The organism is Pseudomonas fortuita (assembly GCF_026898135.2).
Classification (GTDB): domain Bacteria; phylum Pseudomonadota; class Gammaproteobacteria; order Pseudomonadales; family Pseudomonadaceae; genus Aquipseudomonas; species Aquipseudomonas fortuita.
Genome location: NZ_CP114035.2, coordinates 3,292,793 through 3,316,486, shown reverse-complemented (window position 1 = coordinate 3,316,486; position 23,694 = coordinate 3,292,793). Strand labels below are relative to the sequence as shown.

22 protein-coding genes are annotated in these 23,694 nt (G+C 63.9%); 17 read left to right on the top strand and 5 right to left on the bottom strand.

Features of this window, described 5'->3' with window-relative positions; all coding sequences use genetic code 11:
- Window positions 1-45 precede the first annotated feature (45 nt).
- The 3 genes from OZ911_RS15235 to OZ911_RS15225 all read left to right on the top strand — a co-directional run bounded on the left by OZ911_RS15235 (window position 46) and on the right by OZ911_RS15225 (window position 3,649).
- Window positions 46-1,356 (top strand): citrate-proton symporter, encoded by a 1,311-nt coding sequence (locus OZ911_RS15235; RefSeq protein ID WP_070086557.1) that lies wholly within the window; start codon window positions 46-48, stop codon window positions 1,354-1,356.
- Window positions 1,353-2,807, top strand: coding sequence for an amidase (locus OZ911_RS15230; protein ID WP_070086558.1), 1,455 nt, complete (start codon window positions 1,353-1,355; stop codon window positions 2,805-2,807). Before OZ911_RS15235 ends, OZ911_RS15230 begins: the two co-directional genes overlap by 4 nt.
- A gap of 68 nt (window positions 2,808-2,875) precedes the next feature.
- A complete protein-coding gene (locus OZ911_RS15225; protein WP_016487284.1) occupies window positions 2,876-3,649 on the top strand; it encodes an IclR family transcriptional regulator in 774 nt (257 codons plus the stop codon).
- Window positions 3,650-3,704: 55 nt separating this feature from the next.
- On the opposite strand, the gene OZ911_RS15220 is transcribed toward OZ911_RS15225, so the two are convergent.
- Window positions 3,705-4,577: a helix-turn-helix domain-containing protein gene (locus OZ911_RS15220; protein WP_070086559.1), complete on the bottom strand. Its 873-nt coding sequence runs from the start codon at window positions 4,575-4,577 to the stop codon at window positions 3,705-3,707.
- 177 nt (window positions 4,578-4,754) lie between these two features.
- On the opposite strand from OZ911_RS15220, the gene OZ911_RS15215 reads away from it, so the two are divergent.
- The 4 genes from OZ911_RS15215 to OZ911_RS15200 all read left to right on the top strand — a co-directional run bounded on the left by OZ911_RS15215 (window position 4,755) and on the right by OZ911_RS15200 (window position 9,086).
- Entirely contained in the window at window positions 4,755-5,582 is an 828-nt protein-coding gene (locus OZ911_RS15215; protein ID WP_016487282.1) for an SDR family NAD(P)-dependent oxidoreductase, read from the top strand.
- Complete coding sequence (locus OZ911_RS15210; protein WP_016487281.1) at window positions 5,579-7,297, top strand: FAD-dependent oxidoreductase; 1,719 nt, start codon at window positions 5,579-5,581, stop codon at window positions 7,295-7,297. The genes OZ911_RS15215 and OZ911_RS15210 overlap by 4 nt, the downstream gene beginning before the upstream one ends.
- Complete coding sequence (locus tag OZ911_RS15205) at window positions 7,297-7,626, top strand: NIPSNAP family protein (protein ID WP_023048281.1); 330 nt, start codon at window positions 7,297-7,299, stop codon at window positions 7,624-7,626. Before OZ911_RS15210 ends, OZ911_RS15205 begins: the two co-directional genes overlap by 1 nt.
- A gap of 74 nt (window positions 7,627-7,700) precedes the next feature.
- Window positions 7,701-9,086 (top strand): MFS transporter, encoded by a 1,386-nt coding sequence (locus OZ911_RS15200; protein ID WP_016487279.1) that lies wholly within the window; start codon window positions 7,701-7,703, stop codon window positions 9,084-9,086.
- On the opposite strand, the gene OZ911_RS15195 is transcribed toward OZ911_RS15200, so the two are convergent.
- Both OZ911_RS15195 and OZ911_RS15190 read right to left on the bottom strand, forming a co-directional pair.
- On the bottom strand, window positions 9,019-9,930 hold the full coding sequence (locus tag OZ911_RS15195) for a LysR family transcriptional regulator (RefSeq protein WP_016487278.1): 912 nt from the start codon (window positions 9,928-9,930) through the stop codon (window positions 9,019-9,021). The genes OZ911_RS15200 and OZ911_RS15195 overlap by 68 nt on opposite strands.
- A gap of 283 nt (window positions 9,931-10,213) precedes the next feature.
- Window positions 10,214-10,870 (bottom strand): HAD family hydrolase, encoded by a 657-nt coding sequence (locus tag OZ911_RS15190; protein ID WP_023048282.1) that lies wholly within the window; start codon window positions 10,868-10,870, stop codon window positions 10,214-10,216.
- A 92-nt stretch (window positions 10,871-10,962) separates the two neighbouring features.
- Here OZ911_RS15190 and lexA point away from each other — a divergent pair, with 92 nt between their 5' ends.
- From lexA to OZ911_RS15170, 4 genes are read left to right on the top strand one after another with little or no spacing between them, the layout of a single operon-like run.
- Window positions 10,963-11,580, top strand: a complete 618-nt coding sequence (lexA, locus tag OZ911_RS15185; RefSeq protein WP_016487276.1) for a transcriptional repressor LexA — start codon at window positions 10,963-10,965, stop codon at window positions 11,578-11,580.
- On the top strand, window positions 11,580-12,200 hold the full coding sequence (gene imuA / locus OZ911_RS15180; RefSeq protein ID WP_070086425.1) for a translesion DNA synthesis-associated protein ImuA: 621 nt from the start codon (window positions 11,580-11,582) through the stop codon (window positions 12,198-12,200). Before lexA ends, imuA begins: the two co-directional genes overlap by 1 nt.
- A 6-nt stretch (window positions 12,201-12,206) precedes the next feature.
- Entirely contained in the window at window positions 12,207-13,625 is a 1,419-nt protein-coding gene (locus tag OZ911_RS15175; RefSeq protein WP_070086426.1) for a Y-family DNA polymerase, read from the top strand.
- Window positions 13,622-16,702 (top strand): error-prone DNA polymerase, encoded by a 3,081-nt coding sequence (locus tag OZ911_RS15170; protein ID WP_070086427.1) that lies wholly within the window; start codon window positions 13,622-13,624, stop codon window positions 16,700-16,702. Before OZ911_RS15175 ends, OZ911_RS15170 begins: the two co-directional genes overlap by 4 nt.
- A gap of 179 nt (window positions 16,703-16,881) precedes the next feature.
- On the opposite strand, the gene OZ911_RS15165 is transcribed toward OZ911_RS15170, so the two are convergent.
- Together OZ911_RS15165 and OZ911_RS15160 are read right to left on the bottom strand one after the other, a co-directional pair.
- Window positions 16,882-17,703: an aldo/keto reductase gene (locus OZ911_RS15165; protein ID WP_016487272.1), complete on the bottom strand. Its 822-nt coding sequence runs from the start codon at window positions 17,701-17,703 to the stop codon at window positions 16,882-16,884.
- Window positions 17,691-18,596: a LysR family transcriptional regulator gene (locus OZ911_RS15160; protein WP_016487271.1), complete on the bottom strand. Its 906-nt coding sequence runs from the start codon at window positions 18,594-18,596 to the stop codon at window positions 17,691-17,693. The genes OZ911_RS15165 and OZ911_RS15160 overlap by 13 nt, the downstream gene beginning before the upstream one ends.
- 140 nt (window positions 18,597-18,736) lie before the next feature.
- Between OZ911_RS15160 and OZ911_RS15155 the strand changes: the two genes are divergently transcribed.
- The 6 genes from OZ911_RS15155 to OZ911_RS15130 all read left to right on the top strand — a co-directional run bounded on the left by OZ911_RS15155 (window position 18,737) and on the right by OZ911_RS15130 (window position 23,682).
- Entirely contained in the window at window positions 18,737-19,435 is a 699-nt protein-coding gene (locus tag OZ911_RS15155; RefSeq protein WP_016487270.1) for a CoA transferase subunit A, read from the top strand.
- 35 nt (window positions 19,436-19,470) lie between these two features.
- Window positions 19,471-20,127: a CoA transferase subunit B gene (locus tag OZ911_RS15150; protein ID WP_016487269.1), complete on the top strand. Its 657-nt coding sequence runs from the start codon at window positions 19,471-19,473 to the stop codon at window positions 20,125-20,127.
- 174 nt (window positions 20,128-20,301) lie between these two features.
- Window positions 20,302-21,720, top strand: a complete 1,419-nt coding sequence (locus OZ911_RS15145; RefSeq protein WP_016487268.1) for a short-chain fatty acid transporter — start codon at window positions 20,302-20,304, stop codon at window positions 21,718-21,720.
- Between the two features lie 171 nt (window positions 21,721-21,891).
- A complete protein-coding gene (locus OZ911_RS15140) occupies window positions 21,892-22,434 on the top strand; it encodes a helix-turn-helix domain-containing protein (RefSeq protein ID WP_016487267.1) in 543 nt (180 codons plus the stop codon).
- A gap of 248 nt (window positions 22,435-22,682) precedes the next feature.
- Window positions 22,683-22,859 (top strand): EPS-associated small membrane protein EppA, encoded by a 177-nt coding sequence (gene eppA / locus OZ911_RS15135; protein WP_016487266.1) that lies wholly within the window; start codon window positions 22,683-22,685, stop codon window positions 22,857-22,859.
- Between the two features lie 265 nt (window positions 22,860-23,124).
- Window positions 23,125-23,682, top strand: a complete 558-nt coding sequence (locus OZ911_RS15130) for a polysaccharide biosynthesis/export family protein (RefSeq protein ID WP_016487265.1) — start codon at window positions 23,125-23,127, stop codon at window positions 23,680-23,682.
- Window positions 23,683-23,694: the final 12 nt, after the last annotated feature.

Here is a 23,694-nt window from a genome sequence, read left to right as displayed (position 1 = left end):
GATCGCGCCTGGGCGATCACCCAATCATTGTGTGGAGTGTTTCCTATGCAGACTTCGAGCACTGGCGTGTCGCGTACCCGGCAAGTGGTGGCCGCCGTTATCGGCAACGCCCTGGAGTGGTACGACTTTATCGTGTACGGCTTTCTGGCCAGCATCATTGCCCGGCAGTTTTTCCCGTCCGACGACGAGTACGCCTCGCTGCTGATGGCCCTGGCCACCTTTGGCGTGGGCTTTTTCATGCGCCCGGTGGGCGGCGTGTTGCTGGGCATGTATTCCGATCGCAAGGGCCGCAAGGCGGCCATGCAGATGATCATCCGCCTGATGACCGTGTCGATTGCCATGATCGCCTTTGCCCCCGACTACCTGGCCATCGGCATGGCCGCGCCGCTGCTGATCGTGGTGGCGCGCATGCTGCAAGGGTTTGCCACCGGTGGCGAGTACGCCAGTGCCACGGCGTTCCTGGTGGAAAGCGCGCCGGCCCACCGCAAGGGCCTGTATGGCTCGTGGCAATTGGTAGGGCAGTGCCTGGCGGTGTTTTCCGGGGCGGCGATGGTGGCCCTGGTGACGCACTGGTGTTCGCCTGAGGCGCTGGACAGCTGGGGCTGGCGGATCCCGTTCGTGCTCGGCCTGCTGATCGGCCCGGTGGGGCTGTGGATTCGCAAGCATATGGAAGAGCCCGAGGAGTTCGTCGAGGCGCGCCGCCAGGCCAAGGGCCAGTCGCCCAGCCTGTGGCAAGTACTGCGTGAGCATCGGCGCAGCCTGCTGGTATCGATGGGCCTGGCCTGTGGCGCTACGGTGTCGTTCTACGTGGTGCTGGTGAACATGCCGACCTTCGCCCACAAGAACCTCGGGCTGCCACTGGACCAGGTGCTTTTGGTGCAGATGCTGGCCGTGGGGCTGATGACCGTGGTCATTCCGCTGTCCGGCGCGTTGTCTGACCGCCTGGGGCGCCGCCCCGTGCTGATGGCCTTTACCCTGGCGTTCTTCATAATGGTCTACCCGCTGTATGTGTGGGTGGCCGCCGCGCCATCCGTGGAGCGGCTGCTGGTGATGCAGCTGCTGTTGTGCACCGCCATCGGCGGCTTCTTTGGCCCGGCGCCGACCGCCCTGGCCGAGCAGTTCCCGGTCGAGGTGCGCTCCACCGGGGTATCGGTGGCCTATAACGTGGCGGTGATGGTGTTCGGTGGCTTTGCCCCGTTGATCGTCACCTGGCTTACCAAGGTACTCGGTACCCCGGTCGCACCGTCGTTCTACGTGCTGTTCGCCTGCCTGCTGACGCTGTTGGGTACCTATTGCCTGAAAGAAGCACCCCGGGCAGGCAAGCCCACCACTTTCAACCTTGGAGTAAAACCGTGAAGCCGTTAGCCATCGACCCCATCGTTGCCCTCGATGCCGAAGCCTTGTCCCAGGCCATCCATGCCCGCCAGGTATCGTGCCGGGAGGTGATGCAGGCTTATCTCGCGCACATCGAGCGCTGCAACCCGCAGGTTAACGCACTGGTGTCGCTGCGCCCGGCCGAGGCAGTGTTGGCTGAGGCCGATGAACGTGACTGCGAGCTGAAGCGGGGCCATTCCCGCGGCTGGATGCACGGCATGCCACAAGCGATCAAGGACCTGGCTGCCACTGCCGGGCTGCGCACCACCCTGGGCTCGCCCTTATTCGCCGAACAGATACCTGAGCATGACGCCATCAGTGTGGCGCGGGTGCGGGCGAGCGGGGCGCTGATCGTTGGCAAAAGTAACGTGCCAGAGTTCGGTCTCGGTTCGCAAACCTATAACACCCTGTTCGGTACCACCACCAATGCCTACGACCCGCAGCGGGTGGCCGGCGGCAGCAGTGGCGGGGCGGCAGCGGCGCTGGCCATGCGCCTGCTGCCGGTGGCTGACGGCAGCGACATGATGGGCTCGCTGCGCAACCCGGCGGCGTTCAACAATGTGTTCGGCCTGCGCCCTTCGCAGGGCCGTGTGCCCCATGGTCCGGCACCCGAACTGTTCGTGCAGCAGCTGGCTACCGAAGGGCCGATGGGGCGCAGCGTGGTGGATGTGGCGCGGCTGTTGTCGACCCAGGCAGGCGTTGATGCACGGGTGCCGCTGTCGCTGAGCGAGGGCCGCCGCGATTTCGCTGCAGGGCTGCAGCGCGATTTTCGGGGTGTGCGGGTTGGCTGGCTGGGTGACTACAACGGTTACCTGCCGATGGATGGCGGGGTGATGGGCCTGTGTGAAGCAGCGTTGGCCGATTTCGCCGAACTGGGTTGCCGGGTGGAGGCTTGCCAACCGGCATTCGACCCGGCGCGCTTGTGGCAATGCTGGCTCACCCACCGCCACTTCCTGGTGCACGGCAACCTTGGCGCGGCCTATGCCGACCCAGCCAGGCGCGCCTTGCTCAAGCCCGAAGCACAGTGGGAGGTAGAGGGCGCCTTGCAACTGAGCGCGGCCTCGCTGTACCAGGCGTCGCTGGACCGCAGTGACTGGTACCGCGCCTTGGCACACCTGTTCGAACGTTACGACTACCTGCTGTTGCCGTCCGCCCAGGTGTTCCCTTTCGATGCAAAACTGGCGTGGCCGACGGCCGTTGGGGGCCGGGCGATGGACACCTACCATCGCTGGATGGAGGTGGTGATCGGGCCGACCCTGGCCGGTTTACCCAGCATCAGCGTACCGGTCGGTTTCAACAGCGACGGTTTGCCCATGGGCCTGCAAATCATAGGCCCGGCCCAGGCCGACCATGCGGTGTTGCAACTGGCGTACGCCCATGAACAGCTGACCCGGTGGGTTGAGCGGCGCCCGCCACCGTGCCTGCTGGCCTGATGAAAGCACTGGGCAGGCGCGGTTCTTGCTGGCTATGCTGACCATCCAGCTACAGGGAGGTCATACCCATGGGCATTACGGCAGACAGTGGCGGTGTGCGTTCGGTGGAGCGCGCACTGGCCATCGTCGACCTGCTGGGCGAGCATCAGGCACTGGGCCTGGAAGAATTGCATTACCTCACCGGCCTGCCCAAGGCCACGGCCTCGCGCATGCTCGCCACCTTGCAGGAGCAGGGCTGGGTCTACCGTGGCCTCAGCGACCGGCGTTATCGCCTGTGCGCACGGCGGCTGTTCGGTGACCGGCAGATGCGCTTCAAGCGGCGGCTGGTGGAAAGTGCTGCACCGCTGCTGCTGGACCTGAGCGAGCGCACCGGGCTGGTGGTGGACCTGTCGTGTTTCGACGGCGAGCGGCTGGAGGTGATGGAAAGCGCCATCCCTCAGGTATTGCGCAAGCGGTACCCGCATACCTGCCAGATCGTCGGGCACCATGCCAGCCTGTTTCACTCGGCAATGGGGCGGGCCTGCCTGGGTGAGCTGGCGGTCGATGAAGTGCAACGCCTGGCGGCCCATGAGCGGCTGCGCGATGACACGGTGCTGCGCAACATCGAAGAAGACGCGCACAAGGGCTTTGGCCAGCGCACCGAAGGGTACTGGGAGTACCCGGTGCGTTTGCCGTTCCTGATCCGCGCCATTGCGCTGCCGGTGCACGCCGAAGGGCGCCTGGCCGGGAGCATTGCCTTGCACTGGCCGCTGGATCAGGCACCGGTGGAACGAGTAATGAATTTGCACCTGAGCAGCCTGGCGACCACGGTAGACGATGTGCAGCGGGCCTTGGCGGGCTAGTGCTGACCTGTGCTGCGAAGAGGCCAGTGCAGGCCACAGCAAAAGCCGGCAGATGTCACTGGCCCTCCCGAAACCCGCTAGGGCTCACCCCCGCATGCTTGCGAAAGAACCGGCTGAAATACCCTACATCGGCAAACCCCAGCTCATGGGCGATCTCTTTCACGCTCAGGCTTGAATGCCCCAGCATGCGCTTGGCTTCCAGTACCAGCCGGGCATTGATCACGTTCATGGGCGTCATGCCCAGGTGCTCCTGACACAACCGCCCCAGTGTCGCCAGGGTCATGCCGAGCTCGGCAGCGTAGTCCGCCAGTGGCCAGTGCGCGCGGTAGTGCATGTCCACCAATTCACGCAAAGCGGTCAGCTGCTGGCTGCGCCTTGACACTGGGCGGTGCCCACCCTCGGGCATGTGCGGTTCATGGCGCAGTACCTGGATCAGCAGCGTCAGCAGCAGGGCCATGCTGCAGGCCACATGCTCACGGGCGCGGTTGTGGTACTCCTCGCGCAAGGCCATGCACAGCGGCAGCAACGGGTCTTCGTCGGCTGCCCACGAAGGCAGTGCGATCACCTGAGGTTTGCGCACCTGCGCCAGCAGGTTGGGTGCCAGCACCTGGGCAATGCTTTCCAGTGGGTGCTGGGCGGCGGTGATCACCAGGCCCTCGACCTGGCCGGCCCAATGGAAACCATGCACCACTTGCGCCGGTACATACACCACGCAGGGTGCCTGCACCTGGAGCCGGTCACTGTCGAACAGCACCTCACCGCCGCCGCTCTGCAGGTACAGCAGTTGCAGCAAGCCTTCATGACGGTGCGCGGCAATTTCCCAGTTATGTGCGCCAGAACGTTGGGAGATCTGTTCCACATGCAGGGCTTCGTGCCACACCGGTCGGGCGGTTTCACCATACAGGGCGTAGTTGGGGATCTTGTTCATGTTGTTGTAATTGTTCTGTTCGGTACCTGGTTACTGTGCCACAGCTGCCTGCAGGCTTCAGGCGGCAGGACGAATTTTGTCGGGAATGTGGGGCTGGTTGCAGGTTTTGTCCATTCTGCCGGTGTGCCTGCCGGCCCTAGGCTGTGGCCCAGATGAAGCGACACTCTGGAGAGCAGCATGCACAACAACAAGATCCCCTCTCAATGGCTGGGCCTGGATTCGGCCGTATGCGTGGTAACCGGTGCCGCCGGTGGTATTGGCGCGGCGCTGGCCGGCGCCCTGGTCGCACAGCAGGCCCATGTGGTGCTGCTGGACCGGGACCTGGACAAATGCCGTGAACTGGCCGCCACCTTGGGCGAACACAGTGTCGGAGAGGTCAGCGCCTTGGGCTGCGACATCGCCGACCCGGCCAGCGTGGAGCAGGCCGCAGCCCAGGTTCAGGCGCTGCACGGGCGCTGCGATGTACTGGTCAACAATGCCAGCGTGCTGCGCCCCGGCGCGCTGGACGTGCTGAGCCTGGAGCAATGGAACCAGGTGCTGGCGGTCAACCTCACGGGCTACCTGGTGTGTGCCCAGGCCTTCGGCCGTTCGATGCTGGCCCGTGGCCGAGGCCGTATGGTGCACGTGGCCTCGATCGCCGCGCATTACCCGCAACCCAATAGCGGTGCCTACAGTGCGGCCAAGGCCGGGGTCAGCATGCTGTCGCGCCAGATTGCCGTGGAATGGGGGCCACGAGGTGTGCGCAGCAACGCAGTCTGCCCAGGGTTGATCCGCACTCCCTTGTCTGCCGCGTTTTATGCCGACCCGCAAATCGAACGCCAGCGCAGCGCCATGACGGCCAACCAGCGTATTGGTGAACCACAGGATATCGCCGACGCTGTGCTGTTCCTGGCCAGCCAGCGCGCCGACTACATCAATGGTGCAGAGCTGACCGTGGATGGGGGGCTCGAGAGCATGCCCATGGCGCTGATCCCGCGGCCAGGCTTTGAGGGGGTACGCGCATGACCACACGTAACTGCGATGTGCTGGTGGTCGGGGCGGGTGCGGGTGGCCTGGCGACTGCCATTACTGCAAAGAAGCAGGGCCTTGACGTTATCGTCATCGAAAAGGACGACTGCTTTGGCGGTACCACGGCGTTTTCCGGCGGTGTGTTGTGGGTGCCTGGCAACCGGCACGCTGGCAACGACAGCCCCGAGGCGGCCATGACCTACCTGCGCAACGAAACCGGGGCCTGCTTTGACGCGGCCGGGGTCGAGGCGTTCTTGCGCTACGGGCCGCAGATGGTGGACTTTTTCGAGCGGGAAACCGCCGTGAAGTTCGTGCCCACGCTGTACCCCGACTATCACCCACAAGTCGAAGGGGGCGTCGATGTGGGCCGTTCGATACTGGCCGCACCTTACGACATCCGTGGCCTGGGGCCGGACATGGCACGCCTGCGCCCGCCGCTGAAGACCATCACCTTCATCGGCATGATGTTCAACTCGTCGAATGCCGACCTCAAGCACTTCTTCAACGTCACCCGCTCGTTGACCTCGTTCGTGTACGTGGCCAGGCGCCTGCTCACCCACCTGAAGGAGCTGGCCCTGTATCGCCGCGGTACCCAGGTGACCAGCGGCAATGCCTTGGCGGCGCGCCTGGTGCGCTCGGCGCTGGACCTTGGCATCCCGATTCTCACCGGCACCCCGGCGCGGCAGCTGCTGCGCGACGGTGGGCGGGTGGTGGGGGTACTGGCCGGGCAAGGCGACAGCGAACTGCGTATTCAGGCACGCCGCGGGGTGGTGCTGGCCTGTGGCGGGTTCTCCCATGACTTGCAGCGGTTGCGCCAGGCCTACCCGCATGTGCGCCGTGGCGGTGAGCATTTTTCCCCGGTGCCAGCGGGTAATACCGGCGATGGTGCCCGCATGGCGGAGGCGTTGGGTGCCAAGGTCGATATACGCCTGCAAGCGCCAGCTGCCTGGATGCCGGTGTCGAAGGTGCCGGTGGGTGGCGGGCGATACATCGCCTTTCCGCATCTGCTGGACCGCTACAAGCCGGGCGTGATCGGTGTATTGCGCTCTGGCCGGCGTTTCACCAACGAGTCCAACTCCTACCACGACGTGGGCGCAGCGCTGATCGAAGCCTGCGCCGGCCAGGCAGAAACCGCCATGTGGCTGGTGTGCGACCGCCGTACGCTGGCCAAGTACGGCCTGGGCTTTGCCAAACCTGCACCAATGCCACTGGGGCCATTGCTGCGTAACGGTTACCTGCTCAAGGGCAAGACCTTGGCCGAGCTGGCAGGCAAGGCCGGCATCGATGCGCAAGGGCTGGAGCGGACCGTGCGCGATTACAACCTAGGCGCAGTGCAGGGCGAGGACCGCCAATACGGCCGCGGCAGTAACAGCTTCAACCGCTACCTGGCCGACCCTCAGCAACAGCCCAATCCGTGCGTGGCGCCGGTGGGCGAGGGGCCTTACTTTGCCGTGAAGGTCATCATGGGCGATCTGGGCACCTTCGACGGGCTGCGCACCAGCGTGGTCGGCGAAGTGCTGGCCGCCGACGGGCAAGCCATCGAAGGGCTGTATGCGGTGGGTAATGACCGCGCCAGCATCATGGGCGGCAACTACCCCGGTGCCGGCATTACCTTGGGGCCGATCATGACCTTTGGCTACATCACCGGCCGCCACCTGGCAGGTGTCGAGCAGGGGCTGGCGGCAGCGAGCAATGCGCGGGAGGTAGCGTGATGGACAAGGCTGTGGTCGATCACCGCATCTACACCATTCGCCCGCGCTGCATGGCGGCCTTTATCGAAGCCTTCGACCAGTTGGCGATGCCGATCTTGCTGCGCCACCTCGGCGCACCGCTGGCGTTCTACACCAGCAGCATCGGGCCGCTGAACCAGGTGGTGCACCTGTGGGGTTATGACAGCCTGGATGACTTTGAAAAGCGCAGCGCGGCGCGGGATGCCGACCCGGATTTTGCCGCTTATCTGCATGCCACCCGTGACCTGGTGTTGGCGCAGGAAACCCGGATCCTAAGGCCTGTCTCTCTACATAGTCTCGACAGGCAGTGATGTTGGCTGTGCCGGCGATTGGGCCGCAACGCGGCCCCGAAACACCGTCATAAAAACAACAACAGGTGATACCCATGAACAACACACTCGACGTGCGCCAACTGATCGACCAGCAACCCATCGGCCGTTACCAGAAATGGGTGGTGTTCCTCGGCTTTCTGATCATCGCCCTGGACGGCCTGGATGTGGCCATCATCGGCTTCATTGCCCCCCAACTGAAAAGCGACTGGGGCCTGGGCGCGCAAAGCCTGGGCCCGGTTTTGAGCGCAGCGCTGATCGGCCTGGCCCTTGGCGCTTTGATCGCCGGCCCCTTGGCTGACCGCTACGGACGCAAGGCAGTATTGCTGTACAGCGTGCTGCTGTTCGGCATCTGGACCCTGGCCTCGGCTTTTTCCCCGAACCTGGAAACCTTGGTCGTGCTGCGCTTTCTTACTGGCCTGGGCCTGGGGGCTGCAATGCCCAATGCCAGCACCCTGGTCAGCGAGTACGCCCCGGCGCGCAGCCGCTCGCTGCTGATCACACTGGCGTTCTGCGGGTTCTCCCTGGGGGCAGCGATGGGTGGTTTCGTCAGCGCCTGGATGATACCCAACCTGGGTTGGCGCAGTGTGCTGGTGCTGGGCGGGGTGTTGCCGCTGCTGGTCTTGCCGCTGCTGTACTGGCGCCTGCCAGAGTCGGTCACCTTCCTGGTCAGCAAGGGCGCAGATCGCCAGCGCATTCTGGCCATTGTCCGCCGCCTGGCCCCCGACCATGTCAACGCCGACAGTACGTTCGTCATGCCCGCCAAGCGCCAGGGCACTGACGGTGCGATTGGCACCATCCTCTCGCAGCGCTATCGTTTTGGTACCTGCATGCTCTGGGCTGGCTATGTGCTGGCGCTGTTCCTGGTCTACCTGTTCAGCGGCTGGCTGCCGACGCTGGTGAAGGAGGGCGGTGGTTTTTCGGTGTCCGAAGCAGCCATTGTCACGGCCTGCTTCCAGATTGGCGGGCCGGCAGGGGCGATTTCAGTAGGCTGGGCCATGGACCGCTGTAACCCTCAGCGCGTATTGATGCTGACTTTTCTGTTCAGTGGTGCGGTGATTTTCACGATTGGCCAGGTGGTGGGGGATTTCGCCTGGCTGTGCGCCATTGCCTGCGCCGTGGGCTTTGGGCTGAATGGCGCAAGCGTTGGCATGAATGCATTGGCCGCAGCTTTTTACCCCACTGAGGCACGGGCAACCGGGGCCAGCTGGATGAGCGGCATTGGGCGCATTGGTGCCGTGCTCAGCGCCTTCGCCGGGGCTCAGATGCTGGCATTGGGCTGGAGCTTTGCGCAAGTGTTTGCATCATTGCTGATCCCTGCCGGGCTGGCGGCATTGGCGGTATGGCTGCAGGGGCGCAATGCTGCGCTACGGTTTAACGCTCAAGGCTGTACATCCGGCACTCCGCCAGCAGCGCCAGCAGGTTCGGCTCCCGCTCCCTAGCCTTCAGGAACACCACGCCTATATGTTGCTGCAAGCGGTATTGCGGCTTCAAGGCAATCAGCCTGACGCGGTTTTCGTACACCGCCGCAATGCGCCCGGGCAGCAGGGCAAAGCCCACGCCCGAGCTGACCATGCTCAGCAGGGTGAAGATGTCGTTCACCTGCATGGCCACCTTGGGCTCGAAGCCGGCCTGCTGGAACACCCGCGCGCCATCGCGGTGGGTGGCGAAGCCCTGGGTCAGGGTGATGAAGGTGGAGTCGGCGAGGTCGGCCAGGTCCACCTCGGCCTGCCCGGCGAAAGGCGAGTCGGTGGGCACAGCAAGGAAGATATCATCGGAGAACAGCGGCAGTTGCTCGCATGCCGGGTCGCTGATGCTGTCGTCGAGCGACACAAGGATAGCTTCCAGCTCGTGGTTTTTCAGGCGCTGCAGCAGGTCGACGTTGGAGCCCAGGGTAAGGTCGATGTTCAGCTCGCTGCGGCGCAGTTTCAGCCCCATGACCAGTTTGGGCACGGTCTTCACCGTCAGCGAGTAGAGTGCGCCCAGGCGGAAACGCTCGGCGTAGAAGCCGGCGGCTTCACGGGTCTGGCGGACCATCTGCTCGGCGTCCAGGATCAATTGCCGGGCTTTCTTTTCCAGCACGTAGGCGCTTTCCAGCGGGATCAGCTGGCGGCCTTCGTGCTTGAACAACGGGCAGCGCAAGGCGCTTTCCAGTGAGTGGATGGCCCGGTGCACGCTCACGGCGCTGGTGGACAACTCAACCGCCGCGCGGCCGAGGTTGCCCGTGCGCATGAAGGCAAGAAAGGTTTCCAGCTTTTTGAGGGTCAGTTCTTCGTCGATGAGCATGGGGGCCTGGGTGAGTATGGCGATAGAGTTATGGGGTGTTTGAGATCGAGCGCCGCCCGCGCGGCGCATCGCGAGCTGCGCTCGCGCCTACGTTTGTTCCGGGCCAATTAATCCTGTGGGATTTGCGCGCGAACGCGTTGGTGCATGGCTCGATATCGTGTCGTACGAACAGGGCGGTCGCGCGCGTTGGCGCAGGTGTTACTGGCCCGAAACAAACGTAGGAGCGGGCGCAGCTCGCGATGCGCCGCGCGGGCGGCGCTCGATCTCAAACACACCCCACACCTCAAGCCATACGCTCGATCAACGCCCACAATGCCGGGTCATTGAAATCATTCACGACCAGCCTGGCACCCGCCTCCAGCAACCGCTGCGGCGTCTGTGTCGTCGCCACGCCCACGGTAAATATCCCCGCGCCACTGGCGGCCGCAACCCCCGGCAATGAATCCTCGAAGGCCAGCGCCTGGCCGGCCTCGGCGCCCAGTTGCTGCAGGCCGGTGAGGTAGGGCAGCGGGTCTGGCTTGGGCCGCGCCAGCTCCTCGGCTACCAGCACATGCTCGAAATGCTGCCCAAGGCCCATGGCATTCAGCATGTGTTCGGCGTTCAGCCGCGGTGCGTTGGTCACCACGCACATGCCGATGTCATAGGCCTTGGCATGCGCAAGCAGGCGCAAAAGGCCTGGCATCGGGTCAAGACATGGCGACAAGTCGCGAAACAGCGCCTCCTTGCGATCGGCCAGTGCCCGGCACTGTTCGACGCTCGCGCCGCTGAACAGCTCGGCGAACAACTCGCCGTTGGCGCGGCCACTGACCTGGGCATCGAACTGCGCCTGGCTCAGTTCGCGGCCGTCATGCTCACGCAGCAGTTGGCGAAAGGCCTGCAGGTGCAGGGTATCGGTGTCGGTGAGGGTTCCGTCGAGGTCGAACAACAGGGCGGTGAGCATGGGGTATCCAGATCAAGAAAACACAAGCCTTGGGATCATAACCAATGCTGGCGACAAAGGGGGCTGTTCAGCGTGCTCCGAAAAGAGTACAAATGTGCTCCATGGACACTCTTACCCCCAAACGCCGCGCCATTTTCGAATTCATCCGCGAGCGCATTGCCGAGCACAGCCAGCCACCGAGCCTGGCCGATATCGCCACGCGCTTCGGTTTTGCCTCGCGCAGCGTCGCGCGCAAGCACATTACCGCCCTGTGCCAGGCCGGTTACATTGATGTCACGCCCAACCAGGCGCGGGGCATTCGCCTGGCCGAACCGCTGCGCCGGCCGGAAATCCTGGAAGTGCCGGTACTGGGCCAAGTGGCGGCAGGTGCCCCCATTGGTCCGGACCTGGATATCCACGAACAGCTCCTGCTCGACCCCAGCCTGTTCCGTCGCACCCCTGACTACCTGCTTAAAGTGCGTGGCGATTCGATGATCGACGACGGCATCTTCGACGGTGATCTGGTCGGCATCCTTCAACAGGCCGACGCCCGCGATGGCCAGATCGTGGTGGCGCGCCTGGACGGCGAAGTGACCATCAAGCGCCTGCAACGCCTGGGCAGCGGGTACCGGCTGTTGCCACGCAACCCGGCCTATGCACCCATCGATGTGAAACCCGACCAGGCGTTTTTCATCGAAGGCGTGTTCTGCGGCTTGCTGAGGCGTGACTGATGGGCGCGGTGGTCGACCTCGACAGGCTGCTCGACCAGCGCCGTGTCTGGCGCGGGCGGCAGGCCCAGGCACGGCCACTGGGGTTGCAGCCGACCGGTCATGCTGCCCTCGACGCGCGCCTGCCTGAAGGTGGCTGGCCGGCGGCGGCACTCAGCGAGTTGCTGCTGGCCAACCCCGGTTGCGGCGAGTTGCAACTGCTATGGCCCACACTGGCGCGGCTTAGCGCCGACGGCAGCCGGGTGGTGCTGGTGGCGCCGCCCTTCATTCCTTACGCACCGGCCTGGCAGGCAGCGGGGGTGGACCTGCGCTGGCTGGTGCAGGTGGACGCCGCCCCCGCCGATGCCCTGTGGGCCGCCGAACAGTGCCTGCGCTCGGGCAGTTGCGCGGCGGTGCTGTGCTGGCCTGAACGTGCCGATGACCGTGCCTTGCGGCGTTTGCAGGTGGCCGCAGAAACCGGCCAGGCGCTGGCATTCGCCTGCCGGCCGCATCAGGCAGCACACAACCCCTCGCCAGCAGCACTGCGCGTTGCCGTCGACACCCGTCCGGCACAGTGGCGTGTGCTGAAAAGCCGGGGCGGCATGCCACCGGCGCTGCCCATCGCCTGCCCTGGGCGGGGCTGATGCCCCATGCTTTGGGCCTGCATCCTGCTCCCGCAGCTGGCGCTGGACACCGTCCTGCGGGAGCGTGACGACCCCGACACACCCTTGGTGCTGGTTGGCGGGCCTAGCCAACGTCGGGTATTGCAAGCGGTCAGCCCCGCAGCGGCTGCACTCGGGTTGCGGGCAGGGCAGACCCTTACGGCGGCACGTGCCCTGGCAGAGGGTTTTACTTGCGTCGAAGCCGACCCCAGGCGCATCGAGCAGGTTCAGCAATTGCTGGCAGCCTGGGCCTATCGCTTCAGTGCCCAGGTCAGCCTGCATTACCCGCGGGCTTTGCTCCTGGAAGTGGGGTCCAGCCTGCAACTGTTCGGCCCCTGGCCGTTGTTCGAGGCACGCCTGCGCCAGGAGCTGGCAGATTTGGGGCTGCGTCAACGCATCGTCCTGGCCAGTAACCCGGTAGCGGCGCGCATGCTTGCCAATGGTCATGATGGCTTGGCCTTGAGCGACGCCGACGCCACCCGTGCGGCACTGCTGGGCATGCCCATCACCCGTATCGGCCTGCCGGCAGATGCCGCCGAGGCGTTTGCCCGCATGGGCCTGCGGCAGTTGGGCCAGGTACTGGCCTTGCCGCGCGATACAGTGGCCCGGCGCTTTTCGGCCCAGGTGCAGTTGCACCTCGACCAGTTGCTTGGCCTGCGCAATGCGGGGCTGGACTTCTACCAGCCACCGGACCGCTTCGAAACCCGGCTGGAGCTGAACTTCGACGTTGAGTCGCACCAGGCGTTGTTGTTTCCGCTGCGGCGTATGCTCAACGACCTTGCCGCTTTCCTCGCCGGGCGCGACTGTGGCGTGCAGCGTTTTTGCCTGCACCTGGAACATGCCGAAGGGCCTGATACCCTGCTGCAGGTAGGCCTGCTGGCGGCCGAACGCGATGCCGCCATGCTGTTCGAACTGGCCCGTGGGCGCCTGGAGCCGCTGCGCATTCCCGCCCCTGTACGCAACCTGCGGCTGGTTGCCGAAGACCTGCCGCCCTTTGTACCGCAGCATCAGGCGTTGTTCGACCCACGCGCGCAGCAGGCACAACCCTGGGAACAATTGCGCGAGCGGCTGCGCGCTCGCCTGGGGGATGAGGCCGTCAAGGGGCTGAGCGCGGCAGCCGATCACCGCCCCGAGTGCGCCTGGCAGCTGACCGAGCAAGGCGCCCAAGGCAGTATGACGGTGGCTCCGGGCAGTCGCCCGGGCTGGCTGCTGCCAGCCCCGATGGCGCTGGACGCCAGCAGCTACCAGGTACAGGGCCAGGCCGAACGCATCGAGTCGGGCTGGTGGGATGGCGGCGACGTGCGCCGGGACTACTACCGCATCGAAACCCGTGACGGCCTGCGCGGCTGGGCCTACCGCGACCTCGGCCAGGCCGGCCCGCTGTGGCTGCAGGGCTGGTTCGCATGAGCACGCCGGGTTATGCCGAGTTGCATTGCTTGTCCAACTTCAGCTTCCAGCGCGGGGCGTCGAGCGCTGACGAGCTGTTCAGGCGTGCACGCGAACAAGGCTACCAGGCCCTGGCTGTCACTGACGAGTGCACCCTGGCCGGCATCGTCAGGGCCTGGCAGGCCGCCAAGGCCCATCAGCTGCGGCTGATCGTAGGCAGTGAGGTGCGGCTGCAAGAAGGCCCCAAGCTGGTGCTGCTGGTCGAGAACCTGGCCGGTTACCAGAGCTTGTGCGCGTTGATCACCCGGGCCCGGCGGCGGGCGCAAAAGGGCGAGTACCAGCTGTTTCGCGACGACCTGCAGCAGCACCATCAAGGCTTGCTGGCGCTATGGGTGGCCGATGACTGCGCCGATATGGCCACCGGGGAGTGGTTACGCAGTGTGTTCAGCGAGCGCTTGTGGCTGGCGGTGCACCTGCATCGAGGCAGTGACGATACCCAGCGTCTGCAGCACTTGCGTGGCCTGGCCGCTGAACTGGGTATCCGCGCCGTGGCCTGTGGCGATGTGCACATGCATGTGCGCGGTCGGCGTGCCTTGCAGGATTGCATGACTGCCATCCGCCAGCATTGCCAGGTAGCCGAGGCCGGGCGTTTTCTGTTTGCCAATGGCGAGCGGCACCTGCGCAGCCAGGCACAGCTGGGCGAACTCTATCCTGCCGACCTGCTGGCCGAGACCCTGGCCATTGCCGGGCGCTGCCAGTTTGACCTGAGCCAGCTGCAATACCAGTACCCGCGCGAACTGGTGCCCCAGGGCCATACCCCGGCAGGCTGGTTGCGTGAACTGTGCGAACAGGGGTTGCCGTTACGCTGGCCAGACGGGCCGGGTGACAAGGTGCGCGAAGTGCTCGCCACGGAGTTGGCGCTGATCGAGGAACTCGGTTACGAAAGCTACTTTCTGACCGTGCATGACATTGTCGCCTTCGCCCGCAGCCAAGGCATTCTGTGTCAGGGCCGCGGCTCGGCGGCCAATTCGGTGGTGTGTTTCGTGCTGGGCATTACCGAGCTCGACCCCCTGCAGCATCGCCTGCTGTTCGAGCGCTTCCTGTCGCGTGAACGCAACGAGCCGCCGGATATTGACGTGGACTTCGAGCACGATCGGCGCGAAGAAGTGATCCAGTATGTGTTTCGACGCTATGGCCGGCATCGTGCGGCGCTGACGGCGGTGGTCAACACCTACCACGCCGCCGGGGCTGTGCGCGATGTGGCGCGGGTATTGGGTTTGCCGGTGGACCAGGTGGATGCCTTGGCAAAATGCTGTGGTCGCTGGAGCGACCGTATTCCCGATGACCAGCGCTTGGCCGAAGCCGGCTTTGAGGCCAGCAGCCCTTCACTGCGGCGGGTACTGGTGCTGGCGGGCGAGCTGATCGGCTTCCCCCGGCACCTGTCGCAGCACCCGGGCGGCTTTGTCATCTCCCAGCAACCGCTCGACCAGCTGGTGCCGGTGGAGAATGCCGCGATGGCGGAGCGCACGGTCATCCAGTGGGACAAGGACGACCTGGACATGGTCGGCCTGCTCAAGGTCGATGTGCTGGCGCTGGGCATGCTCAGTGCCTTGCGCCGCTGCTTCGACTTGCTGCAGCGCCATCGGGGCCAGCACCTGACCCTTGCCACCATCCCCAGCGAAGACCCGGCCACCTACGCGATGATCAGCCGTGCCGAGACCATGGGGGTGTTCCAGATCGAGTCGCGTGCGCAAATGGCCATGCTGCCTCGGCTGCAGCCCAAGACCTTCTATGACCTGGTCATCGAAGTGGCGATTGTGCGCCCTGGGCCGATCCAGGGTGACATGGTGCACCCGTACCTGCGCCGGCGGCTGAAGCAGGAGCCCGTCACTTATCCCTCACCGCAGCTCAAGGAAGTCTTTGAGCGGACCTTGGGCGTGCCGCTGTTCCAGGAGCAGGTAATGGAGCTGGCCATGGTTGCCGCCGACTACACACCGGGCGAGGCCGACCAGCTTCGGCGCAGCATGGCGGCCTGGAAACGCCACGGGGGCCTGGACCCGCACCGCGAGCGGCTGGTGCGAGGCATGCTGCGCAATGGATACGAACTGGCGTTTGCCGAACGCATTTTCGAGCAGATCAAGGGTTTTGGCAGCTATGGCTTCCCGGAGTCGCACGCGGCCAGCTTTGCCTTGCTGTGTTATGCCAGCAGTTGGCTGAAGTGCCATGAACCGGCGATCTTCACCTGCGCGCTGGTCAACAGCTGGCCCATGGGCTTCTATAGCCCTGACCAGTTGCTGCAAGAGGCCCGGCGCCAGGGTATCGAGGTGCGGCCGGTAGATGTCTGCCACAGCGAATGGGACTGTACCCTCGAGCCTGATGCTCAAGGCACATTGGCCATTCGCATGGGTTTGCGCCTGGTGCGCGGGTTGGCTGAGGCTGATGCCAGGCGGCTGGAGCAGGCGAGGGCTCAACGGCCATGGCGCGATGTCGAGGACCTGTGCCTGCGTGCCGGGCTCGACGCACGGGCCCGAGCCCGGCTGGCCGATGGCGGGGCGCTGCGAGCCTTGGCCAGCGATCGTCACCAGGCACGCTGGCAGGTGGCGGCGGTGCAGCCGCAGCTGCCGCTGTTCACTGATGTGCAAGCGGTGCCTGAAACGCCAGTGGACTTGCCTGTGCCCACCGTAGGCGAAGACCTGATGGCCGATTACCAGGCGCTGGGCACAACGCTGGGGCCGCATCCGCTGGCACTGTTGCGCTCACGCCTGAGGGCGCTGGGGTGTCGCAGCTCCAGCGAGCTGCAGGGTGTCGAGCATGGCGACAACATTGCCGTGGCCGGGTTGGTGGTGGGGCGGCAACGGCCCCAGACAGCCAGCGGAGTGACCTTCGTCACCCTGGAAGACGAGCACGGGATGGTCAACGTGGTGGTGTGGCGGGACATTGCCGAACGGCAGCGGCGGGCGCTGGTGGGGGCGCAGCTGCTCAAGGTGAGTGGGCGGCTGGAGCAGGAGAACGGCGTGCGGCACCTGATAGCACGGCGGCTGGAGGATGTGACCCCGTTGCTGCAAGGGCTGGATGTGCGCAGCCGGGATTTCCACTAACCCCCGGCCCTACCAAAAGCCGTGATGCTCGCGTATTCCTTGTGGGAGCGGGTTCACCCGCGAACACGGGCGAAGCCCGTGCCATCCACCGTGTTGCCTTCTTCGCGGGTAAACCCGCTCCCACAGGGGCCGCTCACGCTTTCAGATTGGCAAGATAAAGACGATTCACCGCTCGCCAGTTACACCATCGCCAACCGCTGCTTGCGCGTCGGTGCCGGGAACGCCCGGTCGATTGCCCGAAGGTCTTCGCTGTTCAAGGTCAGCGCACCTGCGGCTGCATTCAGCCGCACATGCTCGGGCGCCACGGCCTTGGGGATGGCGATCACTCCGTCATTACGGGTCACCCAGGCCAGGCTGACCTGGGCTGGCGTGGCGCCATGGCGCTCGGCGATTTCTGCCAGCACCGGGTGCTGCAGCAAGCGCCCGGCCTGGGCCAGCGGGCAGTAGGCCATGGTCGGCAACGCGCGCTTTTCGCACCACGGCAGCAAGTCGAACTCGATGCCACGCTGAGCCGGGTTGTACAGCACCTGGTTGGTGGCGCAGTCAGGGTTGTGCAGTTCGCGCAGGTCGTCGAGGTCGAAGTTGGACACGCCCCAGCGCTTGATCTTGCCTTGTTCGCGCAAATGCTCGAAGGCTTCGACGGTTTCTTCCAGCGGGTGCTGGCCACGCCAGTGCAGCAGGTACAGGTCGATGCAGTCGGTACCCAGGCGTGTGAGGCTGCGCTCGCAGGCGGCCGCCATACTGCGTCGGCCGGCATTGTGCGGGTACACCTTGCTGACCAGAAACACTTGGTCGCGGCGCCCGGCAATGGCTTGGCCAACCACGTCTTCCGCCCCACCTTCGGCGTACATCTCAGCGGTGTCGATCAGGCTCAGGCCCAACTCAATGCCCTGTTGCAACGCCGCCACCTCGGCGGCTTTGCGGCCAGGGTCCTCGCCCATGTACCAAGTGCCCTGGCCGATGGCCGGAACGCTCGAACCTGCCAGTTTCACGTAACGCATGTCACCTCCCGGATGCGGGTATTGGAAAGCACAACCTCAAGCAGCGCTTGCGCTGCAGTGGAAAGCTTGTGTTCGCTGAGGGCAATCACGCCGATGCGCCGCTCGACCGTGGGCTCCACCAGGGTGACGCAGCGGGCGCCGAGTTCCTGCATCTGGTTGATGCACAGCGCCGGTACGGCACTGACCCCCAGGCCGCTGGCGACCATCCGGCCGATGGTTGCCAGTTGGTGGCTCTCGAAAGCCACGGCCAGTTTGCCGTGGTGGGCGGCCACATTCTGCTCCATCAGCAGGCGTACCGCCGAAGGGCGTTGCAGCGCCACGAAGTCCTCGGCCATCAGCTGTGCCCAACTGACCTGTGGCAGCAGCGCCAAAGGCGAGTCTGCGGGTACCACCGCGACAAAGCGGTCCAGGTACAACGGGTGGAAGTCCAGCCCGTCGATGTTGTCCGGCTCGAAGCCGATGCCCAATTCGACGCGGCGATGGCGTACCAGTTCCAGCACCTGTTCGTTGATCACGTCATGCACCGTGACATTGACCTTGGGGTAGCACTGGCGAAATACCTTGAGCGAGTGGGGCAGCAGGTTGCCGGCGAAGGCCGGCATGGCCGCCACCGACACACGGCCCAGTTGCAAGGTGAAGCGTTGGCGCAGCATCTCTTCCGTGTCGTCCCAGTCTGCCAGCAGGCGCCGCGCCAGCGGCAGCAACACTTCGCCCTCGGCGGTCAGGCTGACGCTGCGCGTGGTGCGGCTGAGCAGGGCGCCGCCGAGGTTCTCTTCCAGGGCCTTGATGGTCAGGCTCAGGGCGGGTTGCGAGATATGCAGGTGTTCCCCGGCCTGGGCAAAGCTCTGGTACTTGGCCACGGCGACAAAGGCACGCAGTTGCTTGACGTTCATGACAGGCCTATTGTCTGTTTTGTAAAAGTTATCAATCGATGACGAAAACAAAATTAACAAATCAGTCGCGTGCGGTGAAGATGTCTGCACACGCTCACCGACAGCCTCGTCGGTTCTACAACTACAAAAGGCGGATCAGCATGGCCGGACTGGACAAGCGCGTTGCAACCTATGAACAGGCCCTTGAAGGCCTGACCGACAACATGACAGTACTGGCCGGTGGTTTTGGCCTGTGCGGCATCCCGGAAAACCTCATCAGCGAAATCAAGCGACGCGGCGTCAAAGGCTTGACCGTGGTGTCGAACAACTGCGGCGTTGACGGCTTTGGCCTGGGCGTGTTGCTGGAAGATCGTCAGATTCGCAAGATGATTGCCTCCTATGTGGGCGAGAACGCCGAATTCGAACGCCAGCTGCTCAGTGGTGAGCTGGACGTGGAGCTGACCCCGCAGGGCACCCTGGCTGAGAAGATGCGTGCCGGCGGCGCCGGGATCCCGGCGTTCTACACCGCCACCGGCTACGGCACCCCGGTTGCAGAGGGCAAGGAAGTGCGCGAGTTCAAGGGCCGCAAGTACATCCTCGAAGAAGCCATTACCGGTGACTTCGCCATCGTCAAGGGCTGGAAGGCTGACCACTACGGCAATGTGGTGTACCGCAATACTGCGCAAAACTTCAATCCGCTGGCGGCCACCGCCGGCAAGATCACTGTGGTCGAAGTGGAAGAGATCGTCGAACCCGGCGTGCTGTTGCCCAGCGAAATTCACACCCCGGGCATCTATGTGGACCGTGTCATCGTCGGCACCTTCGAAAAACGCATCGAAAAGCGCACCGTCAAGGCCTGAGCGCCATCCACCAGAACAACAAAGAGACCCTGACCATGGCACTGACCCGCGAACAGATGGCGCAACGCGTCGCACGTGAACTGAAGGACGGCTACTACGTCAACCTGGGCATTGGCATTCCTACCCTGGTAGCGAACTACGTACCCGCCGATATGGATGTGATGCTGCAATCAGAAAACGGCCTGCTCGGCATGGGCGAATTCCCGACCGAAAGCACCCTCGATGCCGACATGATCAACGCCGGCAAGCAAACCGTCACCGCCCGCCGCGGCGCCTCGATCTTCGATTCGGCACAGTCGTTCGCCATGATCCGGGGTGGCCACGTCGACCTCACCGTGCTGGGTGCCTTCGAGGTCGACGTGCAAGGCAACATCGCCTCGTGGATGATCCCGGGCAAGCTGGTGAAGGGCATGGGCGGTGCAATGGACCTGGTGGCTGGCGCCGAGAACATCATCGTCACCATGACCCATGCCTCCAAGGACGGTGAGTCCAAACTGCTGCCACACTGCAGCCTGCCGCTGACCGGCGCCGGCTGCATCCGCAAGGTGCTGACCGACCTGGCCTACCTGGAAATCGAAGACGGCGCCTTCATCCTGCGCGAAACCGCGCCGGGGGTAAGCGTTGAAGAGATCATCGCGAAAACCGCCGGCAAGTTGATCGTGCCGGATGACGTGAAGGAAATGACCTTCTGATTCAACGGGCTTCATACATTCCCCTGTAGGAGCAGCCTTGGGCTGCGAAGGGGCCAGTGCAGGCATTCATGTAATGTTTGTCTGTACTGGCCGCTTCGCAGCACAAGGCTGCTCCTACAGGGGTTTTGTGTTTTGGCTGATTTATCCGATAAAACCAATAAAAGGAATTCAACTGTGGCCGCTGAAATCCAAGACAGCCGTTCTGCGCGCTTTGCCTTGCGCTGCTCCAACTGGGCCGAACGCTGGTTCCCCGATTCCTGGGTGTTCGCCGCCCTGGCGGTGCTGCTGGTGTGTATCGGTGCCCTGGCCATGGGCGCCAAACCGACCGACACTGCCAAGGCCTTTGGTGACGGTTTCTGGAGCCTGATCCCGTTTACCATGCAGATGGCCTTCGTGGTCATTGGCGGTTATGTCGTGGCCAGCTCGCCTCCGGCCGCGCGGCTGATTGATCGCCTGGCGCGTATCCCCGGCAATGGTCGCTCGGCAGTGTGCTGGGTAGCCCTGATTTCGATGCTGGCTTCCTTGCTCAACTGGGGCCTGTCGCTGGTGTTCGGGGGCCTGCTGGTACGCGCCCTGGCGCGGCGCACCGAACTCAAGATGGACTACCGCGCCGCTGGCGCGGCCGCCTACCTGGGCCTGGGTGCAGTGTGGGCGCTGGGCTTGTCATCGTCGGCAGCGCAACTGCAGGCCAACCCGGCCAGCCTGCCACCGTCCATCCTGTCGATTACCGGGGTAATCCCGTTCACTGAAACCATCTTCCTCTGGCAGTCCGGCGTGATGCTGTTGGCGTTGGTGCTGGTCTCGCTGGTAATCGCCTATGCCACGGCCCCTGGCCCGAACAGCGCGCGCAGTGCCGAAGACTGCGGCGTCGACCCCAGCTTCACAGCGCCACCTGCACCGCAGCGCACGCGCCCGGGTGAGTGGCTGGAGCACAGCCCGATCCTGATCTTGCTGCTGGTGGCCCTGGCCGCTGGTTGGCTCTACCAGGAGTTCGCCACCAAGCCGGCGATTACCGCGATCTCCGGGCTGAACACCTACAACCTGTTGTTCATCATGCTCGGCGCCTTGCTGCACTGGCGCCCACGCAGCTTTCTGGACGCTGTGGCGCGCGCCGTACCGACCACCACGGGTGTGCTGATCCAGTTCCCGTTGTACGGGTCCATCGCTGCCATTCTCACCCAGGTGAAGGGCGTCGATGAACAGACGCTGGCCCACCATATTTCGCTGTTTTTCACCCAGATTGCCACCCACGACACCTATGCCGTGCTGATGGGAGTGTACTCGGCCGTTTTGGGCTTCTTCATCCCTTCGGGCGGTGGCAAGTGGATCATCGAAGCACCGTACGTGATGCTGGTGGCCAACGACCTGCAGTACCACCTGGGCTGGGCGGTGCAGATCTATAACGCTGCCGAAGCCTTGCCGAACCTGATCAACCCGTTCTACATGCTGCCGCTGCTGGGCGTACTGGGGCTCAAGGCGCGTGACCTGATCGGCTTCTCGTTCGTGCAGTTGCTGGTGCATGTGCCGTTGGTGCTGGTGTTGCTGTGGGCGCTGGGTACGACGCTGCAATACGTACCGCCTGTGATGCCATGAAGGCAGGGCCGCTGTGCGGCCCATCGCCGGCAAGCCAGCTCCCACAGGCCCGGCTGACGCTGTATGTGTGGAACCTGGCTTGCCCGCGATGGGCTGCAAAGCAGCCCCAGCATTTCGCCGGCAGTCCACGTATCATGGTCAGGCTGACTCAGCCTGGGAAACCCGCGTCACATGTCTATCCGATTGAAACTGCTGCGTAAGAAACTGGGAATGACCCTGGAAATGCTGGCCGAAAAGACCGGCATGACCAAAAGCTATCTGTCCAAGGTCGAGCGCGGCCTGAATACACCCTCGATTGCTGCCGCGCTAAAGCTGGCCCGGGCGTTGAACGTGAATGTCGAAGAGTTGTTCGCCGAAGAGCAGGCTGGCCCGAGCCGCTACAGCCTGGTGCGCCACGGCGAACGCCAGGCCCTGGTAGGCGACGGGCAAGGGCCTGGCTATGCAGCCCTGACCAGCCAGGTCGGGCAGCGCAGCCTGTTGCCGTTCCTGATCCAGCCGCCGTCCGAGTTCAGCGACCCCACGTTCAAGGAACACCAAGGCGAGGAATTCCTGTTCGTGCACGCCGGCCAGGTGGAGGTGGATTTCATGAACGAACGGGTGCTGCTGGAGCAGGGTGATGCCTTGCATTTCAACGCCCAGACACCGCATCGACTGCGCTCGGTAGGTGCCCAGCCGGCGCAATTGCTGGTCGTGGTTCACCACGCAGACGAATAAAACCACGGGGCAGGGCACGCCCTACCTGTGTTCTCATCCGTGAAACGCAGCCGCCATCGCATCAGCCCGCCTTTGCATCTTTTGCATGTCGGTATTTTGACGAATACCGCCATCGCCCATTGAATTTTATTATGGTGTCGGATCATTGACGTAGTGTCATTGTGCCCATAAGCTCAAGTCAACAGCGAAACAACTCCCGCCATACTGTGCAAATAACTAATTGATTTTCCTCATTTCAGGAGGGGCGTATGCGCACGACTCTGATTATCAAATCGATGTTCTTGCTGGTGTTGCTGAGTGGGGCTGCGCGTGCGGCAGATTCGTATGTGAATCAAAACAGTATCATTCCTGTTTCAACCGCCGGCTGGTTATTGGCCTTCGCTGTTGTCGGCTTTGTACTGGTCGCCAACAGAAGAAAAATCTGAGCCTGACCCGCTCCCTGTCAAAGCGAGCGCAGGTTGTTGCAAGCCGGGGGCTGGCTTGTGAATTTCCCAACCGTTGCTATATTCCCAGTAGCCCTTCAAAGGCCTTGGTTGCAGGGCACTGCAGCCCACATGTACGGCGTCAAGGTTGGGGCCTCCAGGAAGGTCGAGGCCATCGCGGTGGGTTCAAGCCGCGAAGCGGAGCGAGAGTTGGTGTGCTGTTCTCATTCAGTGCTCTTTTTCGGGCCATTTGGCCGGAGGGACCCTCATGATGCGTTCATTGATTGCCGCATTCTGCGTGCTGGCCGTGTGGTCCAGTGCTGGCAACGCCGATCAGAGTGGTACGGCTTACCTGCTCAGCCCTGGTGATGTGGTAATGGTTTCGGTGTGGCAGGAAGACAGCCTGCGTCAAGAAGCCACCGTACTCCCCGATGGCAGCATCACCTTCCCCTTGGCCGGGCGCATCAATGTTGCCGGCCTGGATGTAACGGCAGTTGAAAAGCAAGTGGCTGCCAAACTCGACAAATTCCTCCCCGACCCAAACGTCAGCGTTGTCGTCAAGAGCATCGCCGGCAACCTGGTCTATGTACAAGGCAAAGTGATCAAGCCGGGCCCCGTGCAAATGGCGGGCCCTACCGCAGTGCTTCAGGCGCTGAGCATGTCGGGCGGGCTGGACAAGTTTGCTGACGAAAGCGATATCAAGGTGGTCCGCGGCACTGGCGCTTCCCAAAAGATCCTGCCCGTGCGATATAAGGACCTGGTGTCTGGGCGGGACATGTCCACCAACATCCAACTTCAGGCTGGCGACACGCTGGTCGTTCCTTGATCTTGCCTTTAA